The following is a 17,446-nucleotide window of genomic DNA, read 5'->3' as shown; positions in this document are numbered from 1 at the left end:
GGGCAACACCTGCCTCCCCTTTGATTTTTATAGAAGAAAAATCATTATCAGAGAGTGGCGTGGAAAAAACTGCCTCCTCGTGGATTGGAATAGAAGAAAATTCATTTTCAGAGAGTGGAGTGGAAAAAAATGCCTCCTCATGGATTGGAATAGAAGAAAATTCATTTTCAGAGAGTGGAGTAGAAAAAAATGCCTCCTCATGGATTGGAATAGAAGAAGATCCATTTTCAGAGAGTGGAGTGGAAAAAAATGCCTCCCAATGGATTGGAATAGAAGAAAATTCATTTTCAGAGAGTGGAGTGGAAAAAAGTTCACCGACAACATCAATTGTAAAAATCCCGGTTGTATTAGCAGAGAGAACAATTCAAGTTGTTGTAGAAGCAAATATTTCATTGGATCCTTTGGCAATCGAAATTAAACGTGTGTTGAAAAATGTATTTTTAACACACTGTAAGTTAGTTCCTGTAGCGTTTACGTCGGTACCAGGTACCAATTATCGCCGAGTCACAAGAGCAAAATTATTTGTAGAGGGCTATATTCGAAATAACATTGAATATGTTGCCGATCAGTATAATGGATTATTGTATAGTCGGATTGTTAATATCTCGTTTTCTAGATTCCTAGATTTGACAGCAGGTGATTTTATAACACAGCCTTTATTGGTAGCTTTTTTAGATACTACATCCCACTTGATTAATCCTAAGGGTGTCTATTTACCCCGGTTAGATACAAATTCTTTTGGAAATTTAGTTTTTTACAATAAACAACCGTATTGTGAATTAGTCAGAGCTAATTTTTATGAGTTTGATTTTTCACCATGTTTAACAAACTTGAACAAGTCATGTAGCGAACTTCGTAAAACAATCGTACTAGATCTTACTTTGAACATCTTACAAGTACAGCAAGTACAAGTTTAAAAAATAGACAGACATCGTCTTTTTTTATAATAAAAGTTGATGTCTTTTTTTTTATTATAAAACATATATAATGTTGAAACGATTATGTGTTTAAAAAATAAATAAGTCTTTCAATTCATCAGTTAGGAAGTGATTGACGATGAATAAGCCATGGATTAGTAATAAAATGATAGATAAAATTTTTTCTGAGCATAAAATAATCTCGGAGCTGGAAGTGGAAGAAAGTTCACCTTCAGAGATCGGGATAGAAGAAAATCTATTTACAGAGAGTGAAGTGGAAGAAAGTTCACCTTCAGAGATCGGGATGGAAGAAAATCTATTTACAGAGAGTGAAGTGGAAGAAAGTTCACCTCCTGAATTAAAAGAAGGAAGATTAGCAGGTCTCATGACAATTAAAATACCATTTCATACCATATCCGAAGTGGCTGATTTTTTAATCTCGCCTATTGTGAGTAGTACGAATGAAGAAGTATTTGCATTTCAAAACGAAGAGAACGAAATATTACGTGAGTTAGATACAAAGTTGTTAGCTACGGTACATCATTATAACGAACAGCCATATTGTCGTTTAATTTCTTCAAAGCTTTTTGAAAAGAGGATTTTTCTAGAATTTTCGAGTGAGAATTATATAAAACATAGTGGGGAAAATCAGTTAGAGCAATCTTTATGGGTTCCTATACACAATTTGAATTTAAAACAGAGAAACGAAAAAAAAAGGAGTAACTATGTAACGACGAAACTGCCAGTTGAAATAGGGAAGTATAAAACGGAAATTAGTTTAGAAGAAAGAGTGATGTTTCAAGAAGAAGTAGAAATTAAAGAAGTTTTACAAGAAATTGTTTTGACAGATAGTAAATTTTTTTCTCAAAAAGTTCTAAAATCAAAAGAGAATTCAGTAACAATTGAAAAAGGAAAGTTGTTGGTAGAAGGCTATGTTGTACAGCGAATTGAATATACAATGGGGTGTTCTAATGAGCAAAGTGATGGATTAGTTAGGTATCAGTTACTGCAAAAAATAGTGCTTGAGTTAATCGTTCAAATATTACAAGAGCAAGAAGTGCAAGTGGAAATTATGTAATCACTATTGCCACAGTGTATATAAAACATTTTTCTTGACTTTTTATATGCGGACGAGGAAAATGGTAAAAAAGGAAGGAGGGGTGATAATGGAAGAGTACGTATTGGATCTTTATAGTGTATTGTATACAACAGATTGGCAAGATATTGTTTCATTTCTTGGAATTTTATTTTGTTTAAAAATTGTTATTGTGTACATGGAAGAGCAAGGTATGTTCTATTCCTTCTCATCTCCGTCCGATTTAGAGCGGGAACCGTTGCTCAACTATGCCAATATAAAACAGACGGAACTTCCTTTTATCACATTCTTTATGATTCGGTTTATAACAGCCATTGTGAAGAAAAAAGAAGCCGAAGAAGGAGATTGCTATCCGACTTGTAATACAGCGTATTGTTTATAAGCTAAATACAAGGAGGAGAATAATATGTGGTTTCGATTTCTTATGATTGGTTTCTTTTCATTAACAGCAATTTCTTTAATGGGATATCAAGTATCAGAGATTTTTCAAGCATATAGTGACATGTTTTTTAATAAAAACTAAACGAATTGCTATTTCAATAATAAAGCGATAAGATCCTTCTTAAGAAGGATGATTAAGAAGGATTTTTTCTTTGTTTGATTTCAGTGTGTCAAAGTATTGTCACATTTGCACTATGAATAATATGTTAAAATAGTGTGGTTAACTATACATATGTAAAAGAGGAAGAGGGAGTGAACAATTTGATAGATCAATCAAAAAATCAGAAAAGCTATGCTCCTATTGTGATAACGCTTTCTGTAGTTGTCAATGCGATTATTTTATTTTTGTTTTTTGGACCTGTTGGCTACAAAGGAGAGGTACATTTTGATGTAACAATCTTGCCGATGTTAAATGCAATTTTTAATAGCTTTACATTTGTATTTTTATTGGCAGCATTGTTTTCTATTATTAAAAAGAATGTAAAGATGCACCGAGGTTTTATTCTTGCGGCATTTACAACAACATTGCTATTTTGTGTTTCATATTTATCGTATCATTATTTAGCACCAGCAACGCATTTTGGTGGGCAAGGTATCATTAAATATGTGTACTTCTTTATTTTAATTACGCATATTTTCCTTGCGGCAATTATTGTACCGCTTGCATTATTCTCGCTTGTATATGGTTTTACAAACCAATTGACTCGTCATCGTAAGATTGTACGTTGGACGATGCCAATTTGGTTATACGTAAGTCTTTCTGGTGTTATTGTTTACTTAATGATTTCACCGTATTATCAATAAAAAATCTCAGCCTTTGGGCTGGGATTTTTTTATTCCGCTATTCATAGGTAGTAATATCCCACAACTCAAGATTTAAAGAGAGGTGAAGAAGGTAGGGGGAGGGAAAATCTGATTGGTGAGAGCTAACTTTCACTGATGGAAGATTCACTTTATGAAGCAAATATTTTTGTGAAATGAACAAAATATGTTATACAAAAGTATAGTAACTTTTATATTGGAAGGATGGGTAGGGAATTATGCAAAATTTTATATTTCGTAATCCGACAAAGCTTATTTTTGGGCAAGGGCAATTAGAACAATTAAAAACAGAGATTCCTCAGTATGGTAAAAAGGTTCTTCTCGTATATGGCGGGGGGAGTATTAAACGAAATGGCGTATATGATAATGTAATCTCTATATTAAACGAAATTGATGCAGAAATTTTTGAATTAACAGGCGTTGAACCGAACCCACGTTTATCTACTGTAAATAAAGGAATTCAAATCTGTAAAGAAAATGATATTGAATTTATTTTAGCTGTCGGTGGTGGAAGTGTCATCGATTGTACGAAAGCAATTGCTGCAGGTAGTAAATATGATGGTGATGTATGGGACATTGTGACAAAGAAAGCATTTGCAAATGAAGCTTTACCATTTGGTACAGTACTAACTCTTGCGGCGACAGGTTCTGAGATGAACGCAGGGTCTGTTATTACAAATTGGGAAACGAATGAAAAGTATGGGTGGGGTAGTCCTGTTACGTTCCCACAGTTTTCTATTTTAGATCCAGCGCATACAGCTTCTGTACCAAGAAATCAAACTATTTATGGTATGGTTGATATTATGTCCCATGTATTAGAACAATACTTTCATCAAGGTTCAAATACAGAATTACAAGACCGCTATTGTGAATCTATTTTAAAAACAGTCATTGAAACAGCCCCGAAACTTTTAAATGGTTTAGAGAACTATGAGCATCGAGAAACAATTTTATATTGTGGAACGATGGCGCTAAATGGCATTTTAGCAATGGGTGTCCGTGGTGATTGGGCAACGCATAATATTGAGCATGCCGTTTCAGCTGTGTATGATATTCCACATGGCGGTGGTTTAGCGATTTTATTCCCAAATTGGATGAAGCATGTTTTAGATGAAAATGTAGATCGGTTTAAACAATTTGCGGTGCGTGTGTTTCATATAGAGACGGAAGGGAAAACGGATAAGGAAATTGCGGTGGAAGGTATCGAAGCGTTGCGAAGCTTCTGGACATCTATTGAAGCACCGTCTCGTTTAGCTGACTATGAAATTGGAGAAGAGAAAATTGATGTAATGGCTGAAAAAGCGATGGTTTATGGTGAATTTGGTCATTTTAAAAAATTAAATAAAAAAGATGTAGTAGAGATTTATAGAGCTTCATTATAAAGGATAAAGATAATTCAAAGAACCTTCTTGATACGTATCAAGAAGGTTCTTTGAATGTTATTGAACGGTTTAGTGGTTTTATTTGAATGAATTTGAATGTTTTTGATTGATTTTTGAATCCGATTTCATTATACTGTAATCAAAGAAGAGGTGAGTGATATGTTAACTCCTGAACGTCATCAGCTAATTTTACAGCTTGTGAAAGAGAAAAAAGTAGTGAAATTACAACAGTTGGTGGAAGAAACAAAAAGTTCAGAATCAACAATCCGTCGTGATTTAGCGCAATTAGAGAAAGGGCGTTTATTAAAAAGAGTCCATGGCGGGGCTGCTGTATTAACTGGAAAAGGTGAAGAGCCTACGATGGTTGAAAAATCAGCCAAAAACATTCAAGTGAAAAAACAAATCGCTAAGCATGCTGCGTCTTTTGTAGCAAAAGGTGATTGTATTTATTTAGATGCGGGAAGTACAACGTTTGAAATGATTCCGTATTTAATAGAGAAAGAAGTTACAGTTGTAACAAATGGACTTATGCATATTGAAGCGCTAGTTGAAAATAATATTCGTGCTTACTTGCTTGGTGGGATGATGAAGAGTCGAACAAAGGCTTTAATTGGTGCGGTGGCACAGGAAAGTATGCAGCAGTATCGATTTGATAAGTGTTTCTTAGGGGCGAATGGTGTACATGAACAGCTTGGATATACAACACCTGATCCTGAAGAAGCATTGCTGAAAAAAAGGGCGTTAACATTAGCGAATGAAGGCTATTTTTTAATAGATGAAAGTAAATTTGCCGAAGTTGCATTTGCGAAAATTGCAAGTATTGAAGAAGCGACAATTATTACAAATGCATTAGAAGGAGAGCAAGAAGAATATAAACGAAAAACAAATGTAATTGAGGTTGATAAACGATGATTTATACAGTTACTTTAAATCCATCGATTGATTATGTTGTTCAAGCAGAGTATTTCACACTGGGAACTGTCAATCGAGCGGAAAAAGATATGAAATTTCCTGGTGGGAAAGGGATTAATGTATCCCGTGTGCTTCATCGGATGGGAATAGATAATACAGCGCTCGGTTTTATAGGTGGATTCACAGGTCAATTTATTGAAGATGTTTTGAAAAGTGAAGGTGTTAGGACGAATTTTGTTCATGTAGATGGAGATTCGCGTATTAATGTGAAAATAAAGGGACAGGAAGAAACAGAACTGAACGGGCAAGGGCCTGTTATTACGGATGAGCAGCTCGGGCAGTTGATGAACAAAATTGAAAATATGCAGGCTGGTGATTATCTTGTATTAGCTGGTAGTATTCCAGCATCGATTCCAAAAACATTTTATGAAACGATTGCTGCTTTTGGAGCAGAACGTCACATTAACGTCATTGTTGATGCGAGCGGAAGTGCGCTTCAGTATGTGACTCAAAATAAGCCATTTTTAATCAAGCCGAATCATTATGAGCTTGGAGAATTATTTGGAGAAAAGCTTTCAACAGTAGAAGAAATTATTCCATATGGAAAAAAGTTAATTGAACAAGGTGTACAGAATGTAATTGTTTCTATGGCAGGAGATGGAGCTTTATTATTTACAAGTGAAGGAATATATGAGGCAACCGTACCAAAAGGAACAGTTATCAATTCTGTCGGAGCGGGAGACTCTCTTGTTGCAGGTTTTGTGGGGATATATGAAAAAACGAAAGATGTTGAAGAAGCAATTCGTTATGGTGTAGCAACAGGAAGTGCAACAGCTTTTTCAGCTGATTTATGTACGAAAGATAAAGTAGAGGAATTATTATCGCAAGTAATGATTACAAAGCGGTAGGGGGAACAGAATATGAAAATTACAGAACTTTTAAAAAGGGATACCGTTATCATGGATTTGACAGCTTCAGCAAAAGAAGCTGTCATCGATGAATTAGTAGAGAAACTAGAAAAGGCAGGAAGATTGAATAGCCAGGAGGAATTTAAAGAGGCTATTTTACAGCGTGAAATGCAGAGTACAACTGGAATTGGTGAAGGGATTGCTATTCCACATGCCAAAACAAAAGCAGTCAAACAACCAGCTATTTGCTTTGGACGAAGTGTAAGCGGTGTCAATTATGAGTCGCTTGATGGACAACCAGCTCATTTATTCTTTATGATTGCGGCTAGTGAAGGAGCAAACAATACACATTTAGAAACACTATCTCGTCTATCTACGTTATTAATGGATGAAGGGTTTCGCAAACAACTGTTAGAAGCAAAAAGTGAAGAGGAGCTTCTTCATTTGTTCGATGAAAAAGAAAATGAACAAGAAGATGAGCAAAGTGAAGTAACAAAACCGGAAGGAAATGAACCATATGTGTTAGCGGTAACAGCTTGTCCGACTGGTATCGCTCACACATATATGGCTGCGGACAGTCTAAAGGCAAAGGCAGCAGAATTAGGAATTGCGATTAAGGTCGAAACAAATGGTTCTACTGGTGTGAAAAATGGATTAACGAAAGAGGATATTGAGTGTGCAACAGCTATTATCGTTGCGGCGGATAAACAAGTAGAAATGAATCGCTTCGCTGGAAAGCATGTTATTCAAGTACCAGTTGCAGATGGTATTCGGAAATCAGACCAGCTAATTAATCGGGCTGTGAATCAAGAAGCCCCGATTTTTAAAGGAATAAAAGAAAATAGAAAAGTAGAGGAGCCAGAGAAGGAAAAAGGATTTGGTATATATAAGCATTTAATGAATGGTGTTAGTAATATGTTACCTTTCGTTGTTGGTGGCGGTATTTTAATTGCACTAGCCTTTTTCTTTGGTGGTATCGATACGAAAGGGCCGATTGCAGAAACATTAATGTCAATTGGTGGTAAAGGGGCATTCCAATTCCTTGTTCCGATATTAGCTGGATTTATTGCGAGTTCTATTGCGGATCGCCCAGGGTTTATGCCTGGTATTGTCGGTGGATTTTTAGCAGCGCAAGCAAATGCAGGATTTTTAGGTGGATTAATTGCTGGTTTCTTAGCTGGATATATTGTACTTGGTTTAAAGAAAGTATTAGCAGGTTTACCAGCACAATTAGAAGGAATTAAACCTGTTTTATTATATCCGGTACTTGGTTTGTTACTTACAGGGGTATTAATGTTGAAAGTTGTAAATCCTCCTGTTGTTGCTCTAAATGAGGCATTAACGAGTTGGTTAAATGGTTTAGGTGTATACTATTAGGGCTTATTTTAGGTGGAATGATGGCTATTGATATGGGTGGTCCTATTAATAAAGCAGCATTTACATTTGGGATTGCTGCAATTGAGGCTGGAAACTTTGGTGTGCATTCAGCTGTTATGGCTGGTGGAATGGTACCTCCGCTTGCGGTTGCACTTGCAACTACACTTTTTAAAGCGAAATTTACAGAAGCAGAACGTAAATCGGGTTTTACAAACTATATTATGGGGGCATCATTTATTACAGAAGGGGCAATACCATTTGCGGCTGCTGATCCAATCCGTGTAATTGTCAGTTGTGTTGTGGGCTCAAGTCTTGCTGGTGCATTATCGATGTTATTTGGAATTACATTGCCAGCGCCACACGGTGGAATATTTGTTATATTATTAGTGAATAAACCAGTTCTATATATTCTTTCTATATTAATAGGTTCTATTGTATCTGCCCTTATGTTAGGGATATGGAAAAAGAAAATTTCATAAAAAGTTCAAAAGGACAGCAGCCATATTATTAAATAGACTAAACTAGGAAGAGGATATTATGTTCAATATATGAGCATATATCCTCTTTTCTTATACATATTAGATAAGTTATACAGATATTAAAAATACAGTTTAATATGTATATAATATTTAGAAAATTATGTACACTTAAGGTAGAGGACGTATCCCATAGTGGGATACGTCGTGAGGTCTTTAGACCGAGCGTTAATATCTTTTAGGGGTGAAGTACTATGAGGGTGCAAGAGGTTGTCTTAGAGAATAACAGCAAAAGATACATATTACTGGATCAAGAAGGATTCCCTGTAATGCCAGTTATGAAATATATAAAGTATTTAGATAAGACAGGGAAAAGACCTAATACTCAAAAAGCATATTGTTACTCCTTAAAACATTTTTATACCTACTTAGAAGAAACAAACAAAGATTACAAGTTTATTAGATTAGAAGATTTAGTTGATTTTGTAGGGTGGTTAAGAAGCCCCTATCAGAGTTCAAATGTCACTCCTCTCCAACAAAAGAAAGCAAAGCGAACGGAAAAAACAATTAACCATACAATTACCGTTATAGCAAACTTCTATGAATACCTCTATCGAAATGAAGAAGTACAAAATGACATGATGGAAAAGTTAATGAAGCAAGTATTTACAGGAGGATACTCACGTTACAAAAGTTTTTTACACCATGTTAATAGAGACAAGCCATCAAACAGAAACATATTGAAGTTAAAAGAACCACGCAAAAGAGTAGAAATCCTCACAAAAGAACAAGTACAACAAGTATTACAAGCAACTACTAATATACGAGATAAATTCTTAATTCAGCTGTTATTTGAAACGGGATTGCGTATTGGAGAAGCTCTCTCTCTTTTCATGGAGGATTTTGTTTATGACCATAAAAAAGGGCATCGGATTCGTTTGGTGGAACGAGGGGAATTAGAAAACGGTGCGATGTTAAAAACAGGAGAACGTGAAATTTATGTATCACCATCCTTAATGGATTTATATGATGATTACTTGTATGAAGTGCTTGATGAATTAGAATTGGATTCAAACTTTGTTTTTGTAAAACTGAGAGGAAAAGATGTGGGAAAACCAATGGAATATTGGAACGTTGAGTCTCTATTTAAGCGTTTAAAAAAGAAAACAGAGATAAGCCTACATCCTCACCTATTTCGTCATACACACGCTACAATTTTCTACCAGAAAACAAAGGATATTAAGCAAGTACAAGAACGATTAGGACATTCTCAAATTCAAACAACAATGAACCTATACCTACATCCTTCGGATGAAGATATTAGAGAAGATTGGAATAAAGCACAGTCCGAATTTAACATAAATAAAAATAATTGAGAGGAATTATTGCATGAAACAAATCAAAAATGTTCAGGTAGAAAACATAGACTTTCACGAAGGTTTACAACGAGAACTTTCAGCTTATAACGAAAAAATAATACATGTAGATGGTTCTATTTCCATTGAACAAGTAAATAATCCTTACTTCTTAGTTAATGACGAATGGAATAGTAACTTTATCGGTGGAATCAAACAATTCGAAGAATTGATAGCAAACCATAACTTTCCAGCCAAAAATGTTCGTTTTCGATTTTGCAATCCTTCAATCAATTTAGAAGTGAAATATGTCTATTATCAGCAATTGTTTAACGATTTATGGACAATTAAGACTATATTTAATGGTAATAATGCACCGTTAAAACGAATGTCGGAGTTCTTAAACGAGAAATATGCCAAACAATCATCCCTATTGGAGTTGGATATCGATAAAACTGAAAAAGAGTATTTGTTTTGGTTGCATAATAAAGGAATTAAAACTCATTATAATCGAAAAAAATTCAATTATGATAGTTATATTAAAACCCCAGTAGCCGGTTTTCTAAGAACTATTTATACTACACTCTCCCAATACACTGATAAACAAGATGAATGGGAAAAAGATAGATGGGATGTTCGTATTTTACATGAGAAATACGATATTAATTATAACAAAAGCAGGCCCAACTATTACCTCGATTTCTCAAAGATTGACAGAAAGGTTCAAGAACAAGTAAAAAAGTATGTTAAACAGCGATTGCTTAGCAAAAATAATTTTTCATTCGGTAGAGCAACGATTTATCAGAATTACTTACCAAAGTTTTTTACTTTTATATTTTCATTAGAACCAGCATGGAAGAATTTAAAGCCTTTAAAAAGAACACATATTGAAAAGTATATTAAACACTTACATGAATACGCTAAAAATAATTTAAAACAACGGAACTCGCATCCTGAGCTATATATAAATACAGCATTGTCAATCTTACAAAAATTTCTTGAAGATATTCAGCGATATGAATACGACATTGCGCCTGAAACGCCTGTACGATTATTGATTTTTCCAGAAGATAAACCGAAGTTAAGAAAAAAATCAATTGATCAAATTGACTATATACCTGACTATGTATTAGAGCAACTCTTTACTCAACTCAATGATCTACATAGTGATGTTATACCGGTGATATGGATTGCTTTTAAAACAGGACTTAGAATTTCTGATGTATTAGGTTTAACTTCTGATTGCTTAGTAAAACTCAATGGAAAATATTCTATTGAAACGGATATTGAAAAAACATATGTAAAAGGGCATAGAATTCCAATTGATGATGAATTAGCAAATATTCTAGCGGTCCTTATCGAGAAATCCAAAAAACTTAGCAATCAAGACAACAATCCCGAAGGGTATGTTTTTGTTCGTTATCGTGGTACACGAAAAGGTAAACCATTTACCCAAGGTTTTATTAGAGATTATTTAAATCAATTAGCACATCAAAAAAACATTAAGGATGAAAATGGCGACATATTTCACTTCAAAACTCACCAGTTCCGACATACTTATGGAGTAAAAATGTTGAATGGTGGTGCGGATATTCTAACAGTACAAGAGTTATTGGCTCACTCATCACCTGAAATGACCCTACGGTATGCAAAGTTATTAGATGATACAAAAAGAAAAGCATTTGAGTCAGTCATAAAGCAAGGTGTTTTTAGTTTTGACTTAAATGGTGAAGTACAAGAAATTAAAGCAGGAGAAGATATTCCAACAGATATATTGGATGCCTTATGGCAGGATCATAAGTTAAATGCGATGGACAACCCTTATGGAACGTGTCACGCTCGATTAAATGGAAGTTGCCCTCATATGGAAGCACCACCTTGTCTTACTTGTGGTGTTAACCAAACACCATGTAAGGATTTAGCTGTTGGCTTTTCAGAATTAGATAAACAAAAGTATGAACTTCACATTAAAACAACTAGGAAGGCAATTGAAATAGCAAAACAACGAGGTCGAGAAGATATTGCGGAGAAGAACGAAAAGAATTTACTACGTTATCAAAACATTTTAAATACCCTCCAAGAAGGAAATATTATCTTTGGTAGACAAGACCGCATGAAACGAAAGTTAGGTGTTAAACATGGCTGAATATGACCGTTCTGCACATTTGAAAGTAATTCATGCCAAACGTAAAGCAAATACCCATAAAAAAGTAGATGAAGCCATTAAAAGGCTTATAGAGGCAAATGAAAAAATAAACTTTAACAGTGTATCTAGCGAAGCTGATGTATCAAAAGCGACACTCTATAACGACAAGAGCTTTCGTTCGAGAATTGAAACATTACGAAATCAACAGTCACAAGTGCCTACACCGAAACAAGTAAAGCGCGAAATGAATGAAAGTAACAAGGATGCCCTGATCGCTTCCCTAAAAAGGAAAAATAAGAAATTGGAAGATGAAAACAAGCAATTAAGAGAGCAAATGAAAGTAGCTTACGCAGATGTATATAAGAAGTTATAGTCAATAGGAGAACGTCGTTCTCCTTCTCCAACAATCGGGCCATTTAATTGAATAAGACTACACAAAAAGTCGCTTTCCTTTGCGTAAGGAAAGCGACTTTTCAGATTGATTTTCCCTTTGTTATCAAGCTTTTTACTTTAAGTTCCTTTGACTAATTTTGAAAATATCGTTGACTATTCAGTTGAACTGTATTATGTTATTATTAAGTTAAACTATATAGTCAAACTGAATAGAGGATGAGGATATGAAACATAAATTATTACCGTTGTCTGAAACCATGCATTATATTTTATTAGCTATGCGTGAGCCACTCCATGGCTATGCCGTAATGCAGAAGATAGAAAAGATAAGTAACGGTACTGTTATTTTAGCAGCTGGTACATTATATGGTGCGATTGAAAACTTGAATAAGCATGGTTGGATTGAACCTGTTGGAGAGTCAGGTCGGAGAAAAGTTTATATGATAACTGCGGAAGGAAGTGCCATTTTGAAAATGGAACAAAACAGGCTATTGCATATTTTATCCCTGTACGAAGGAAGTGAATCGAATGAAGAAATTTAAGATGTTTTTTGATATTGAAAAAGAGGAGCAATGGCTGAACGAGCAATTACAAAAAGGCTATCGTTGTACAAATATTAGTGGATTAGGAATATACACTTTCGAAAAAACTGACAAGAGATATGTTATGCGACTTGATTATCAAGATTATTTACCTAAGAAAAAGTTGGTTGAATACAAAGGGATATATAAGGATTTCGGTTGGAACTATATAAAAGGGGCCTGGCTTAGTGGAATACGGTATTGGCAAAAAGAAGATGATGATCAAAATGAAATCTTCTCGGATCGCCAATCAAAGGATAATTATTATAAAAGATTAATGGGTTATTCATTTTGGTTGGGTACGCTGTGTTTAGCTTATTCTTATATGTTTTACAAGGATTCGGGATTATATCATGAAGGTCTTTGGAGTATGAAAGATTCATTATTTTGGAAGGCATTTTTATTTGAAACTCCATTTGTCCTTGTGAAGTTGTCTCCCACACTTCTGTTTGTTTTTTTTGGTAGCAGTTTCTATAAAGTTTATCGAAAGTATTCAATGTTAAAAGAAAAATAATGCGAGGAGGTTAATTATCAACTGTTTTTAATTCAAAGAAGTAATTGAGGATAATGTATCTACCACAGTCGGGCGCGATTGTGGAATAAGAAAGGAGATTACATATTAGTCATATAAAATATGTAATCTCCTTTAATTTATTTATCTTTTTTTAATTTAGGTCTTGATAACTTTCAGGTAGCTGTCCTTTTCGGATTATAGTGTACGTTATATATATGAATGTCAAAATGTATATGATTTATGACATAAAAAGACATAGCGCAACCAAGAATTGTAATGTTTCGGTGTTTTTTTGTAACAAGATGGTAATACTATTACTTTTATTGCAAAAAAAACATATGAGTTTGAAAGAAAAAAATGATTAAAACTCTTAAAAATACGTATAGAACACTATTTTCTTTTATTCTACTTTATATTACAAAGCATTAATGGTTGATTACGAATCGTTTGTAATTGTGTGATATCCTAAATCTCCTGAAAAACTGTTGCTATAATGAGGACACGAAAACAAAGCGAATGGAGGCTATTCATGAAAAAATTAATTGGTATAGCAGCAGCAGCGGTTTTTGGTCTTGGGATTTTCACTACTTCTGCAAAAGCAGAAACTGTTGTAACAACAGAGGTATTAAATGTACGCGAGAACCCAACTACTGAATCACAAGTTGTAGGTAAAGTATTAAATGGTCATAAATTAGATGTTACAAATACAGAAAACGGATGGTCACAAATCAAATTAAATGGTAAAGACGCATTCGTAAGCACAGAATTTACAAAAAGCATCTATTACGTAACAGCAAACGTATTAAACGTACGTGCTGAAGCGAACACAAACTCAGAAATTCTTGGTACGCTTAAGAAAGACGATATGATCGAAACAACGAACCCAGTACAAAATGGATGGTTACAATTCGAATATAACGGGAAAACAGCTTACGTTCATGTTCCTTTCTTAACAGGTACAGCACCTGTTATCGAAAAACAAGAAACGCCTGCTCCTGCTAAAGCTGCAGCACCTGCTAAAGCAGAGGCAAAAGCACCAGCAGCACAAGAAAAACCAGCTGCTAAACCTGCTGTCAAAGCAGCAGAAACAAACACTCCTTCTGGTGGTCGTGAACTAACAGTTGAAGCTACAGCATATACAGCTCATCCGAGTGAAAATGGCGGCACATATGGTGGTCGTGTATTAACTGCAATGGGTCATGACCTAACAGCGAATCCAAACATGAAAATGATTGCTGTTGACCCGAAAGTGATTCCACTTGGATCAAAAGTATGGGTAGAAGGTTACGGAGAAGCAATTGCTGGTGACACTGGCGGTGCAATTAAAGGTAACCGTATCGATGTTCTAGTTGGCTCAGATAGCGCTGCTAACAAATGGGGACGTAAATCTGTTAAAGTGAAAATTTTAAAATAATGCTATTGTTGTTAAAAAAATAAATCCAGCACTTAAATATCGAGTGCTGGTCTTTCAGGCTGTTGGGAATTTCCTAACAGCCCTTTTTGTGAGTTTAAAATGGATATACAGTGCGGCCTGTGATGATTTTATATGCACTGCAAAATTGGGTTTGTGCATATTGTTTAGTCGGTTCGTCTAAAGTTTGATTGTCCAATAATGTATGAAAGGAACGTAGTAAGCAGCTTAAAGCGAAATATAATTCTTCTTGTGAGCAGTTCTTTTCTTTTAAGGATGTTTCTAAAATGAGTTCTTCCGTTAATGTTGAAAAATTAAGCGTAGCTTGTCCGATTTTCATTATATCCTCTCCGATCCTATTTTTTATCATGTATATGTACCATTGGACAAACTATGTCAAATTTATCTCGCCATTTAGGGAGTAAGGTCCTCATCTCAAGATTTAGAGGGAGGCGAGAAACTTTATAAAAGCCTGTTTGGTTAGGGGGATAATCGGTGAGGGAAGAAGGTGATCTTACTTGGTTAAAGGTTCACTGTATCATTCTTATTTTTTGAATTTCATTTACAGTATTGAAAGAACTTGCATTATGACTATTAAAATTGGTAAGATTGGATATAATGATCAAATGGATAAGATTACATAAAGAGAGTTGAAGTATATGGGAGAACTGCAACGTGAAAAAGTTGCTGTCATCATCGGACCGACTGCGGTGGGAAAGACAAAATTAAGCATTGATCTCGCAAAAGCGTTAAATGGTGAAATCATTAGCGGGGACTCAATGCAAATTTATCATACGATGGATATCGGGACAGCTAAGGCAACAATGGAAGAAATGGAAGGAATTCCGCATTACATGATCGATATTAAAAATCCAGAAGATTCATTTTCTGTAGCGGAATTTCAAGAGCTTGTTCGAGGTTATATTCGAGAAATTACAGAACGTGGGAAACTACCGATTATTGTTGGTGGTACTGGCCTTTATATACAATCAGTTTTATATGACTATCAGTTTACAGATGAAGCTGGAGACCCTGTATATCGAGAGGAACTAGAAAAACTAGCGACAGAACATGGTGTAGAATATGTACATGAAAAGCTGCGAGAGGTAGATCCAGAAAGTGCAAGTCGCATTCATATGAATAATGTAAGGCGTGTCATTCGTGCTTTGGAAATTTTTCATACAACGGGGCAGAAGATGAGTGATCAACTTGAAAAGCAAGAAAATGAGTTGTTATATGATGTTTCGCTAATCGGCTTGACTATGGATCGCGGAATGTTATATGATCGCATCAACTTGCGTGTTGATCTTATGGTCAAACAAGGATTGCTGCAAGAAGTGAAGGCTTTATACGAAAATGGAGTCAGGGACTGTCAATCTATTCAAGCGATTGGTTACAAAGAATTATATAATTATTTTGAAGGGCATGTTTCGCTAGAAGAAGCGATAATGCAATTAAAAACAAATTCGCGTCGCTATGCAAAGCGTCAACTAACATGGTTCCGTAATAAGATGGATGTTACATGGTTTGATGTGACCGATGGTGAAAAAACAGCAGAAATTTTGCGGTACATAGAAGGAAAGCTACAATTAAAGTCGAATAATAAGTAAGTAGAGAAAAAGAGGAGGATTCGACATGAAGCAATCAATCAATATTCAAGATCAGTTTTTAAATCAACTCCGTAAAGAAAATACGTTTGTGACGCTTTACTTATTAAATGGTTTCCAGCTTCGTGGATTAATTAAAGGTTTTGATAACTTTACAGTTTTATTGGAAACAGAAGGTAAGCAACAGCTTATTTATAAACATGCTATTTCTACATTTGTTCCACAAAAAAACGTTTCAATTGAATTAGAGTAGTAAAGAATTGTACATAGCAAAAAAGAGCGAGTGATTCGCTCTTTTTTTATTTATATATTTTAGAGATTCTTTAATGAATGCGGAAAATAGAGAGTCTAACAGTGGTATCACCTGTCTCGGGAATAGTGATTGTATTAGTGGTAGATTGAATAGTAATCGTAGTTCTGGATTTTAAAGTTTCAATTGTTGAAAATGTAATTGAACTTCCAATTGTGTTTGCTGAAAAGTTATCTGAAGGTATGTTGCCATTAATGGAAATTCCAAAGCCGAAGGGAGCCGACCCTGAAAATATTGTTGAAGCTGAAAAGTCAATGACATATACACCATCTTCAAGGATTGTGATTGTATCTGTTGTATCGAAATGTATGTTATTTATGTTTGAGATAAGATTGAACTGGATGTTTTGATTAGGTTTTATAGTTTGTGGAAGTGTATTTTTAAGTACGGCTGTAGTTACTGGAAAACTAAACCCTTGAGGTCCTCGTTCCCCTTGAATACCTTGTTCGCCCTGAGGTCCTCGCTCGCCTTGAATACCTTGTTCGCCCTGAGGTCCTCGCTCCCCTTGAATACCTTGTTCGCCCTGAGGCCCTTGCTCGCCTTGAAGCCCTTGTTCGCCCTGAGGCCCTTGCTCGCCTTGAATACCTTGCTCGCCCTGAGGCCCTTGCTCGCCCTGAGGCCCTTGCTCGCCTTGAATACCTTGCTCGCCCTGAGGCCCTTGCTCGCCTTGAATACCTTGCTCGCCTTGAAGCCCTTGCTCGCCTTGAGGTCCTTGTTCGCCTTGAGGTGCTAGATCGCCTTGAGGTCCGTGGTCGCCATGAGCGCCGGGGGCGCGGGGCGGGGCGGGGGCGGGGGGCG

The 17,446-nt window shown here is 35.4% G+C and carries 17 protein-coding genes and 1 pseudogene; 16 read left to right on the top strand and 2 right to left on the bottom strand.

What is annotated here, in order from left to right; genetic code table 11:
• The first annotated feature begins 263 nt into the window (after window positions 1-263).
• The 14 genes and pseudogenes from JDS96_RS26745 to JDS96_RS26680 all read left to right on the top strand — a co-directional run bounded on the left by JDS96_RS26745 (window position 264) and on the right by JDS96_RS26680 (window position 14,734).
• Complete coding sequence (locus JDS96_RS26745) at window positions 264-917, top strand: CsxC family protein (protein ID WP_374221015.1); 654 nt, start codon at window positions 264-266, stop codon at window positions 915-917.
• 139 nt (window positions 918-1,056) lie between these two features.
• Entirely contained in the window at window positions 1,057-1,995 is a 939-nt protein-coding gene (locus JDS96_RS26740) for a BC_2427 family protein (RefSeq protein WP_199668588.1), read from the top strand.
• A gap of 88 nt (window positions 1,996-2,083) precedes the next feature.
• Window positions 2,084-2,395 (top strand): hypothetical protein, encoded by a 312-nt coding sequence (locus JDS96_RS26735; protein WP_199668587.1) that lies wholly within the window; start codon window positions 2,084-2,086, stop codon window positions 2,393-2,395.
• Window positions 2,396-2,715: 320 nt separating this feature from the next.
• Complete coding sequence (locus tag JDS96_RS26730) at window positions 2,716-3,258, top strand: DUF420 domain-containing protein (protein WP_199668589.1); 543 nt, start codon at window positions 2,716-2,718, stop codon at window positions 3,256-3,258.
• Between the two features lie 236 nt (window positions 3,259-3,494).
• Entirely contained in the window at window positions 3,495-4,658 is a 1,164-nt protein-coding gene (locus tag JDS96_RS26725) for an iron-containing alcohol dehydrogenase (protein ID WP_003199298.1), read from the top strand.
• A 159-nt stretch (window positions 4,659-4,817) separates the two neighbouring features.
• On the top strand, window positions 4,818-5,570 hold the full coding sequence (locus JDS96_RS26720; protein WP_199668586.1) for a DeoR/GlpR family DNA-binding transcription regulator: 753 nt from the start codon (window positions 4,818-4,820) through the stop codon (window positions 5,568-5,570).
• Window positions 5,567-6,478, top strand: a complete 912-nt coding sequence (gene pfkB, locus JDS96_RS26715) for a 1-phosphofructokinase (protein WP_003199302.1) — start codon at window positions 5,567-5,569, stop codon at window positions 6,476-6,478. The genes JDS96_RS26720 and pfkB overlap by 4 nt, the downstream gene beginning before the upstream one ends.
• 12 nt (window positions 6,479-6,490) lie before the next feature.
• Window positions 6,491-8,334: pseudogene (locus tag JDS96_RS26710) on the top strand (PTS fructose transporter subunit IIABC).
• A gap of 251 nt (window positions 8,335-8,585) precedes the next feature.
• Window positions 8,586-9,707 carry a tyrosine-type recombinase/integrase gene (locus JDS96_RS26705; RefSeq protein ID WP_199668585.1) on the top strand — a complete coding sequence of 374 codons (1,122 nt, stop codon included), beginning with the start codon at window positions 8,586-8,588 and terminating at the stop codon, window positions 9,705-9,707.
• 13 nt (window positions 9,708-9,720) lie between these two features.
• The gene (locus JDS96_RS26700; RefSeq protein WP_199668584.1) at window positions 9,721-11,832 is read left to right on the top strand and encodes a tyrosine-type recombinase/integrase; all 2,112 of its coding nucleotides are present in this window, start codon (window positions 9,721-9,723) and stop codon (window positions 11,830-11,832) included.
• Window positions 11,825-12,205 carry a DUF6262 family protein gene (locus tag JDS96_RS26695; RefSeq protein ID WP_199668583.1) on the top strand — a complete coding sequence of 127 codons (381 nt, stop codon included), beginning with the start codon at window positions 11,825-11,827 and terminating at the stop codon, window positions 12,203-12,205. The genes JDS96_RS26700 and JDS96_RS26695 overlap by 8 nt, the downstream gene beginning before the upstream one ends.
• A 244-nt stretch (window positions 12,206-12,449) precedes the next feature.
• Window positions 12,450-12,767 (top strand): PadR family transcriptional regulator, encoded by a 318-nt coding sequence (locus JDS96_RS26690; RefSeq protein ID WP_017151361.1) that lies wholly within the window; start codon window positions 12,450-12,452, stop codon window positions 12,765-12,767.
• Window positions 12,754-13,320, top strand: a complete 567-nt coding sequence (locus JDS96_RS26685; RefSeq protein WP_199668582.1) for a DUF2812 domain-containing protein — start codon at window positions 12,754-12,756, stop codon at window positions 13,318-13,320. The genes JDS96_RS26690 and JDS96_RS26685 overlap by 14 nt, the downstream gene beginning before the upstream one ends.
• Window positions 13,321-13,849: 529 nt before the next feature.
• On the top strand, window positions 13,850-14,734 hold the full coding sequence (locus JDS96_RS26680; RefSeq protein ID WP_199668581.1) for a cell wall-binding protein EntA: 885 nt from the start codon (window positions 13,850-13,852) through the stop codon (window positions 14,732-14,734).
• A gap of 94 nt (window positions 14,735-14,828) precedes the next feature.
• Here the strand turns inward: JDS96_RS26680 and JDS96_RS26675 are convergent, their stop codons facing one another.
• Complete coding sequence (locus tag JDS96_RS26675; RefSeq protein WP_026008523.1) at window positions 14,829-15,065, bottom strand: hypothetical protein; 237 nt, start codon at window positions 15,063-15,065, stop codon at window positions 14,829-14,831.
• A 325-nt stretch (window positions 15,066-15,390) separates the two neighbouring features.
• On the opposite strand from JDS96_RS26675, the gene miaA reads away from it, so the two are divergent.
• Together miaA and hfq are read left to right on the top strand one after the other, a co-directional pair.
• Window positions 15,391-16,341: a tRNA (adenosine(37)-N6)-dimethylallyltransferase MiaA gene (miaA, locus tag JDS96_RS26670; RefSeq protein ID WP_199668580.1), complete on the top strand. Its 951-nt coding sequence runs from the start codon at window positions 15,391-15,393 to the stop codon at window positions 16,339-16,341.
• 25 nt (window positions 16,342-16,366) lie between these two features.
• Window positions 16,367-16,591, top strand: a complete 225-nt coding sequence (gene hfq, locus JDS96_RS26665; protein ID WP_000813896.1) for an RNA chaperone Hfq — start codon at window positions 16,367-16,369, stop codon at window positions 16,589-16,591.
• Between the two features lie 70 nt (window positions 16,592-16,661).
• Here the strand turns inward: hfq and JDS96_RS26660 are convergent.
• Window positions 16,662-17,446: Gly-Xaa-Xaa repeat protein (locus JDS96_RS26660; RefSeq protein WP_199668579.1), on the bottom strand; the 785-nt coding region annotated here is incomplete at its 5' end.

The sequence above is a fragment of the Bacillus cereus group sp. N21 genome, from assembly GCF_016483395.1.
GTDB classification, from domain to species: Bacteria; Bacillota; Bacilli; order Bacillales; family Bacillaceae_G; genus Bacillus_A; species Bacillus_A pseudomycoides.
The sequence above is the reverse complement of the archived record's forward strand: the minus strand, read 5'-3'. Positions and strand labels throughout refer to the sequence as shown.

Bases quoted from the DNA above. Each gene is read 5' to 3' on its own strand.
- JDS96_RS26690 (WP_017151361.1), top strand. From the start codon at position 12,450: ATGAAACATAAATTATTACCGTTGTCTGAAACCATGCATTATATTTTA.
- JDS96_RS26740 (WP_199668588.1), top strand. From the start codon at position 1,057: ATGAATAAGCCATGGATTAGTAATAAAATGATAGATAAAATTTTTTCT.
- JDS96_RS26680 (WP_199668581.1), top strand. From the start codon at position 13,850: ATGAAAAAATTAATTGGTATAGCAGCAGCAGCGGTTTTTGGTCTTGGG.
- JDS96_RS26685 (WP_199668582.1), top strand. From the start codon at position 12,754: ATGAAGAAATTTAAGATGTTTTTTGATATTGAAAAAGAGGAGCAATGG.
- JDS96_RS26695 (WP_199668583.1), top strand. From the start codon at position 11,825: ATGGCTGAATATGACCGTTCTGCACATTTGAAAGTAATTCATGCCAAA.
- JDS96_RS26720 (WP_199668586.1), top strand. From the start codon at position 4,818: ATGTTAACTCCTGAACGTCATCAGCTAATTTTACAGCTTGTGAAAGAG.
- miaA (WP_199668580.1), top strand. From the start codon at position 15,391: ATGGGAGAACTGCAACGTGAAAAAGTTGCTGTCATCATCGGACCGACT.
- JDS96_RS26700 (WP_199668584.1), top strand. From the start codon at position 9,721: ATGAAACAAATCAAAAATGTTCAGGTAGAAAACATAGACTTTCACGAA.
- pfkB (WP_003199302.1), top strand. From the start codon at position 5,567: ATGATTTATACAGTTACTTTAAATCCATCGATTGATTATGTTGTTCAA.
- hfq (WP_000813896.1), top strand. From the start codon at position 16,367: ATGAAGCAATCAATCAATATTCAAGATCAGTTTTTAAATCAACTCCGT.
- JDS96_RS26735 (WP_199668587.1), top strand. From the start codon at position 2,084: ATGGAAGAGTACGTATTGGATCTTTATAGTGTATTGTATACAACAGAT.
- JDS96_RS26705 (WP_199668585.1), top strand. From the start codon at position 8,586: ATGAGGGTGCAAGAGGTTGTCTTAGAGAATAACAGCAAAAGATACATA.
- JDS96_RS26725 (WP_003199298.1), top strand. From the start codon at position 3,495: ATGCAAAATTTTATATTTCGTAATCCGACAAAGCTTATTTTTGGGCAA.